The following is a 1,691-nucleotide window of genomic DNA, read 5'->3' as shown; positions in this document are numbered from 1 at the left end:
CGCCCGGGCCAGCCGCGCCGCCCGGGCCAGCCGCGCCGGCTGGGCCGGCTGGCGGTGTCCCCGCCGGTAGCCGGTGTGGGGTGGACGGTGCTCGCCATGCTGGCGGTGGCGCTGGTGGCGGGCCCGGTGGCGCTGGCCGTACCGGTGTTCGTCCTGGTCGGTCGGCGCTGGCCCGCGGTGCCGGGCCTCTCCGCCGCGGTCGCCATGATCGGCGCGGGAATCGGGGTGGCGGCGGATCCGGGCAGCCAGCCCGGATCCGGGCAGGGGGCGTTCGGGCCGCTGGTCCAGGTGTTCGGCGCCTTAGCCTTGGCTGCGGTGCTGGCCGCGCTGGCCGGGCGGGCCTGGGACCGTCCCGCCGGTGCCGACTTCGGCGCCCGAGCCGGGTCCGATGTCGGGCATAGGACTCGCAATCCCTATACCGACAGCAAGGGACTCGGTTAGCGTTTTCGTGGCGCCGATCGTTCGGACGTCGTCCACCGTCTGTTTCTGAGGGAGACATCCGGTCATGATCACAGCCAGGCGTGCCGTGCGTGGAGTCCGCGTGGATGCTCTACGGCCGATCGGGGCCTCGCGCCCGATCTGGGCCGATGCGGCGGGCGGGGACGGCGGCGCCGGCGGCACGCCGTCGGTCCTGGGCGACGGGGAGTTGGTGGAGCTGCTCGCCCGGGCGATCCACGACCGCTATCTGGAGCATGAGCTCGGTAAACGGCACGCGGCCGGATCGAGGCCCGGGCTGCGGCCCTGGGCGGAGCTCTCCGAGACGCTGCGGGAAGCCAACCGTGATCAGGCGGCTCATTACGAGACGGTGCTGCGTAACCGTGGCTGGGTGTTCACGCCGGCCGAGCACGACGTCGATCCGGCTGTCGATCCTTTTTCGCTGTCCGCCGCCGAAGTCGAGGAGCTCGCCCGGGCCGAGCACGACCGGTGGTGGCAGCACAAGGAACGGCAGGGTTACTCCTATGGTCCGGTGCGCGAGGATCTCGGTCCGGACAAGCGTCACCCGTCGATGGTGGACTGGGAGGAGCTGACCGAAGAGGACCGTGATCGGGACCGCGACGCGATCCGGAACATGCCGGCCGTCCTGGCCCGGGCCGATCTGCGCATCACCCGGCGACCCGCCGCCGAGGCGGCTACCCGGTGAGCGGCTGACGGCCGCGACACTCGTCGGCACATTGCCGCTGTCCGCCGGTGACCCCGAAGACCTCTGCGGCCCCTTGACAGCACCCCGACATCAGTGCCGCACCGGCCACCCCCGGCCGCGACACCAGGCTGCCCACCACCAGAATCATCGACTTCGCCGCGCTGCCCGCCCGGGCGGAGACCACCATGGCCGAGCGTATCCGCGACCGGGCAGTGGTGTCCACGAGCATCACGCGGTCTGATTCGCGCGAACAGATGGACCCTCCAGCGCCGAACAGATCGCAGGACCTCATGCCATTTCCGCAGCTCAGCCCGGCGATGACGCTACGAAGGAAACATTCGGCCAGCAGGGAATGACGCACACCACCACGCCAAGTGATCATCATGGTTGGTGCCCTGCCTGGTTGAAGGGTCTCACGTGGCTCCACCTTGCAACGGAGTGATCATTGGCCTCGGAACGCACCTCGCAGGCGAAAGCGCCGGCCGGCGCGCCGAGTAATCAGACACTTCCTCCGAGCCCGGCGAACAAGAGATGGCTGGCGCGGCACAGG

The 1,691-nt window shown here is 70.5% G+C and carries 2 protein-coding genes and 1 pseudogene; 2 read left to right on the top strand and 1 reads right to left on the bottom strand.

What is annotated here, in order from left to right; translation table 11 throughout:
• A pseudogene (locus tag ACY45C_RS12680) lies at window positions 1–441 on the top strand (DUF3367 domain-containing protein); the annotation flags it as partial.
• 100 nt (window positions 442–541) lie between these two features.
• Window positions 542–1,141, top strand: coding sequence for a RyR domain-containing protein (locus ACY45C_RS12675; protein ID WP_462187820.1), 600 nt, complete (start codon window positions 542–544; stop codon window positions 1,139–1,141).
• Here ACY45C_RS12675 and ACY45C_RS12670 read toward each other — a convergent pair.
• Window positions 1,131–1,373, bottom strand: coding sequence for a hypothetical protein (locus ACY45C_RS12670; protein ID WP_462187819.1), 243 nt, complete (start codon window positions 1,371–1,373; stop codon window positions 1,131–1,133). The two genes, ACY45C_RS12675 and ACY45C_RS12670, sit on opposite strands and share 11 nt — an antisense overlap.
• Window positions 1,374–1,691 lie beyond the last annotated feature (318 nt).

This window comes from Frankia sp. CcWB2 (assembly GCF_977927585.1).
This window is presented reverse-complemented; position numbering and strand designations above follow the sequence as displayed.